This window comes from Collinsella sp. D33t1_170424_A12 (assembly GCF_015554865.1).
Taxonomy (GTDB): Bacteria; Actinomycetota; Coriobacteriia; order Coriobacteriales; family Coriobacteriaceae; genus Collinsella.
Genome location: NZ_JADNJJ010000007.1, coordinates 1 through 5,470 on the forward strand (window position 1 = coordinate 1; position 5,470 = coordinate 5,470).

Consider the following 5,470-nt stretch of genomic DNA (forward strand, 5'->3'; position numbering starts at 1 on the left):
CGGGGACGGCTTCGAGCCAGCGCCGCCAGTCGAGCCAGCGCCGCCATTGCCGGCAGCGCCGCCGTTGTTGCCGCTACCGCCGCTGCCGCCATGGCCGCCGTCGCCCGAACCGCCGGCACCGCCAGGCACCCAATCAGGATCAACCAGCGCGGCGCCGAAACCAAACGCGCGGTCGGCGGTGATGTTGCCATCATGCGTGAGCGTATACAGCGCACCATGGGCGAGCTCCGCCAGCGACGGGATATTCGGAACCATGTCGCCCGGCCTCTCCCCCAGCAGGCCCAGGATAGCGCTCAGGTTGCCGATGGCGCCCAGAGCGATATCGATGGCGATGTTGCCCTTCTCCTTCACCAACAGGTCGCTGAACTTGATCTTGATCTTCGCCAGCATGGCGTTGAGCTTGCCCAGGTTGCCGGAATCGTTGATCGTCGCACGCAGGAAGCTGATGAGCGATCCGTCCGACACGGGATTGCCATCCTGATCGGCACCGGTCAGCTTGATGTTGGCCGTAGCGGCCTCGACCCATGCGGGGCAGGTCTCATCGCCAAACAGATGGTCGCCGTAGGCAAACTTGATGAGGTCGAACAGCGTCTTGCCGTCGGAGGCGTTCTGGGTAACGAGAACCTCCACCAGACTGCGCAGCAGGTCGAGCGTGTTCTCCTTGCCGTCCACCAGCATCTGGGAATCGATGCCCTCGTACACGGGCTTCAGGAACTTGGCCAGCGACTCGGCGGTGATGTAGTACGACCAACCCGCCGCGGTGGCCATGGGCTCGCTCACCAGCGCCACGCGCAGCGCGGCGATGGTCTTGCTATCGAAGGTGAGCGCGATGGGCTCGACACCGGCGCCCGCCTCCATCTTCTGCACCATCACGCGCTGGTTCTCGGGATTCGCCCAGATGCCGGCGCTGCCGATGATGGGCAGCTCGATGATGATGGCCGCATCCTGCGACTGGGGCAGCATCCCGTGCACCATGGCGAACAGCGCCGGATCGAGCGCCTCGGCGGTGCCGTCGCCCACGCCCATGCCGGACAGCAGGCTGGCGATCAAGGGCTTCACGCCGCCGTTATCGGCCGCGGCATCCAGCATGGGCGCCACCAGGGCGTCGGCGATCATCGTCTTCACAACCTCGACTGACAGCAGGCGCTCGTCGCCGTAAGCGGTGATATCGTCGATGCGCTGCAGCGCGCCCGTCGCGAAGTCGTGATAATCGACCGAGCCGAGCGCGTGGCTCTCCAGCGACAGGGTCACATCGACGTCGGCGGTACCGGCGACTCGCTTCCACGACAGCTCGGCGAAGCGGATATCGCTCGGATACGTGACGGTCGCGCAGGTCTCGACGTCGTACAGCACGCTGCCGGCCTTCGTCGTGACGCTCGCGATGTCGTTGGCGTGCATATGGCCCGTGAACACCACCGAAATGCCGGCGTCGGCGTAACGACGCTGGCACTCCTCGTAGTTGTCCACCAGATACTCGCCCATCAGCTGCGGCTCCATATCGAAGTGGGGAACGACGCCGTGGTGCTGCGTGGCCAGGACGATGTCGCCGGCGGCGCGGGCCTGCTTGGCCTGGTTCTCCACCCAGGACAGCAGCTTCTCGCCCACCACGCCCGACGTCACGTGCTCGTCGCGGTCCAGGCCGTTTTGGTCGGTGGAGTACTTGCAGGAGTCGACGGCGATGATCGTGATGCCCTTGGCGGGGCGCACGACGTACGAGAGGCTGCCGCCGCGCTCGCCGCCCTCGTCGAACTTGGCGATGGCCGCGTCGTAGCCGCAGTCCTTCCACAGCTCCTTGAACGCAAGTGGATCAACCAGGTCGGTGTGCTCGGCGGTGCCGCTGGAGAAGTCGCGGCCGTTGTCGTCGTTGTTGATGTCATGGTTGCCGTTGATGACGCAGAACAGGGTGTTCTTGCCGGCGGCGGCCAGCGCGTCGCGGGCAGCCACGAACTTCTCGTGCAGCTCGCGATGGCAGGTGAGCTCGCCGTCCTTGGTGAGGTCGCCCGATGCGATCACGATATCGGGCTGATAGGCAACGATCTCGTCCATGGCCTTGTCGATGATCGCACCGGACTCGCGGAACATCTTGCGGTCGGAGTTCTCGGCGATCATGAAGTCATGGCAATCGGACCACAGGGTCTTGGAGAAATAATGCAGGTCGGAGATGTGGGCGATCTTGATCTTGCTGGGGTACTCCGCTGCGCCGGCTGTGGCGGCAGCGGCCGTAGCCGGGCGCATCGAGCACGCTGCAGCTGCGGCTCCCGCACCCAGCACGGAAAAGCGAACGAAGTTACGACGGCTCATCGCATGCTGTGTCATAAACACTGGCTCCTATCACGTATTGAAAGCAAAACGACCGCAATGCGGCCGCAACACAAGTATGGGGAGCACGTGTTAACGCCTCGGTGGGCCGCTGTTAAGCCTCGGCGAGTTCTTTGTAAGAATTGTTAGGCCATCGTGCGCGATGTAAGCGCTTCGTCTTGTTTTCTAATCCAGTGTTTAGGGCGGGGCGAGCGGGGCGGAAACGGCACAAGCGGATCGTGGGCGAAGATGACCGTGGAGCGGGGCGCGCCGCCAGAGCGGCTGCAGCCGGCGGGACCGACGAAGGCGACGCGACCGCAGGAAGAAAGCCCTGGCAAACGACCGCGGCGATTGGCGCGCACCGGGCAACACCGATACGAAAATCCGATGCAACGGCAACGGGGCGCCCGCCTTATGGCAAACGCCCCGCTGTATTCCGCTTTCCCACGCGCGGTCCCGGCGCGCGACAGCGCCTGCGCCGCCGCTTTCGGCTTATCCTGCGCGCTGCCCCGCCGAGCTATGGCAGTCGACCCAGCAGCAAACGAACTGCAAGCCTCGGTCCGTCGCCATAGGCGTTACAGGTCGCGCGCCTCGTAGAGCCTGACCGAAACAAACGCACTCGCTGCATACGCCGCCAGGGCGATAGCGAGAACGCCCAGCCCCAGCGCGCCGAAACCGCCCGTCTGCCGCGACGCCATCATGGCCCGGTCGAGCAGCGCCGCCGCCTCGCCGCCCATGAGGCCGATGACGACGAACGGCGCCACGCTCAGCAACAGCATGATGAACGGCAGCCACTGCGTCGCCTTGGTCTGTCCAAACTTGAAGTACGCCGGCAGCGTCACGCTACTCAACGCCAAGCCGATGCACGCACAAGCAAGCAGCCCCGCAAGAGAAGGCATGATGCCCTCGTCGCCCCACGACAGCATCTCCGCGAGACGACCGGTAAGCGGCACCGCCTGTCCGAACCCTACCAGCAGGGCGACGAGCACCGACGTGACCGCGGCGGCCGCGATCGCAACGATCAGGTTGAACGCGTATCGGCCCAGCACCACATCGCGACGCGACACGGGCAGCGCCAGGCGATACGCACCCCAACCGTTCTGTTCGTCATATGCCGAGCCTGTCGTCGACATGCCGAACATCATCATGATGAACGCAATGGACGGCAGCGCCGTAACCGTACCCATGCCCACCGCGATGCACGCCATGGTGAACGCCATCGTGAACAGCATCGTCTTGAGGTACTGCGTGAATATCGTGAACTCCATCTTCATCATACGAAGCATTACCGCTCGCCTCCCTTCAGCGCCGCACCGCGCAGCTCGAGCTCCTCGCCCCTGAGCGAAAGCATCATGTAATCGTCGATCGTCACCCGGTCGCACGGAATCTGGGGGAAGGAGCGAGCGAATTCGAAGCGATCGGGGACCAGCACGTCGATGCCGTATTCGTGCCGCATCGCACGCAGGACGGCCTGAGCCTGCATCCCCGCCATTATTTCCTCGAGTTCGGTCGCGCGGCAACGTGCCACGCCCATCAGGTCCGTGATCTCATCCTTCGCGCAGCTGAACACGATGCGCCCCTCGTCGATGCAGACGACCTCGTCGGCGATCTTCTCAAGATCGCTTGTGATGTGGCTGCTCATGAGGATGGCGTTGCGCAGACGGCCCTCGGCATCCTCGACGGCCACGAAGGCGCGCAGTATATCGAGCACCTCGTCACGCGCCATGGGGTCGAGCCCGGCGGTCGCCTCGTCCAGGATCAGCACGCGCGGGCTGTGCGCGAGCGCGCAGGCGAGGCTGAGCTTCATGCCCATGCCGCGCGATAGTCCTTTCACCGCTTTGGCGCCCTCGAGTTTGAAGCAGCCCAGATAGCGCTCGAACGCGGCGGCATCCCAGGTGGTGTATGCACATGCCATGAGCCTGCCGACTTCGGCAACCGTAAGGTGCGGGGGCACCGACACGGTGTCGAACACCACGCCGACCTCTTCCTTGATGCGCGACGATGCGCCCTTCAGCTCGCATGCCGGCACGCCCAGGATGCGCGCCTCGCCCCCATCCATCGAGATGAGGCCCAGCAACGCCTTGATCGTCGTGGACTTTCCCGCGCCGTTTTGACCGATGAAGCCCACGATCTGCCCCGGCTCAACTGCGAGCGACACGTCGTTTAACGTGAAACCATCGTAATGTTTCGTCACGCCGCGCGCCTCGATGAGCGGAGCGCCGTAAACCGTTGTTTCCATAGCTAGTCGTCACTCTCCAACAAGGTCCTCATCATCTCGATGAGCTCGTCATCCGGCAGGTCGAGCGAGCGCGCCATATCGATGGCAGCCCCCAGCTTGTCCTCGATCTGACGCAAGCGCTCCTCGCGAAGCAGCTCGGCGTTTCCACCGGCAACGAAGCTTCCCTTGCCCTGTACGGTTTCAATAAAGCCCTGGGCCTCTAGGTCCGCATACGCATGCTTGGTGGTGATTGCGCTCACGCGCAAGCTGTTCGCCAATGCGCGAATCGAAGGGAGCTGCTCGGCGGGAGCCAGGGCCCCCGACATGATCTGCTCCTTCACCTGCGAGGAAATCTGCTCGTAGATGGGCTTCGTGCTCGAATTCGAAATGATGATTTCCACGAAATTGAATCCTTCCCTACTGCGCCGGCAAGGCGTCCCTATGCCGGCCCGCACAGCGCCCCTTGACGTCCCAGGAGCGCCATGACCGAGTATAGGTGTATATACTCGATAGATACAGTATATACACACCTATACACAGCGCAAGGCTTTTTGAAGTGAAACGAGAAGACTGCACAATGGGGGGCACGTCGCCCGGCCCATTGAGGAGACGGTCATTCGATTGGGTCCAGCATGGCGCCGCAGGCTTACCCGCAGCGACGCGGCGGGGGCTCTTCCCGTCAGGATTCCGCGCGCGGACGGCGTTCGGCGACGATTCCTCCCGGCGGGGCGCGGCGGGGGGCCTCCCCGACAGGTTTCCGCGGGCCGCGGGCGCCTCCGCGCGCATCGCTCCCGACAAGGACGCGGGACCGCGGCTTCCTGACGCCCGGAGGGCCCGGAAGGACCCGATGGCGTCAGGAAAGCGCGGGCGCGGGCCGCCGGCGTCAGGTTTCCGGAAGAGCTCCCGGATGGAGCGGCTTTTCCTCTCGATAAGGCGACGCCGAGGGGCCGCGGC

General features: G+C 64.3%; 4 protein-coding genes. All 4 read right to left on the reverse strand.

Annotated elements, in window-relative coordinates; translation table 11 throughout:
• Positions 1-2,316, reverse strand: a 2,316-nt coding sequence (locus I2E26_RS00420; RefSeq protein ID WP_195419179.1) for a metallophosphoesterase, incomplete at its 3' end; no start/stop codon positions are given.
• Between the two features lie 557 nt (positions 2,317-2,873).
• On the reverse strand, positions 2,874-3,584 hold the full coding sequence (locus I2E26_RS00425; protein WP_195419180.1) for an ABC-2 transporter permease: 711 nt from the start codon (positions 3,582-3,584) through the stop codon (positions 2,874-2,876).
• The gene (locus tag I2E26_RS00430; RefSeq protein ID WP_195419181.1) at positions 3,584-4,537 is read right to left on the reverse strand and encodes an ABC transporter ATP-binding protein; all 954 of its coding nucleotides are present in this window, start codon (positions 4,535-4,537) and stop codon (positions 3,584-3,586) included. The genes I2E26_RS00425 and I2E26_RS00430 overlap by 1 nt, the downstream gene beginning before the upstream one ends.
• Before the next feature lie 2 nt (positions 4,538-4,539).
• Positions 4,540-4,917 (reverse strand): GntR family transcriptional regulator, encoded by a 378-nt coding sequence (locus tag I2E26_RS00435; protein ID WP_147587790.1) that lies wholly within the window; start codon positions 4,915-4,917, stop codon positions 4,540-4,542.
• Between the last annotated feature and the right edge of the window lie 553 nt (positions 4,918-5,470).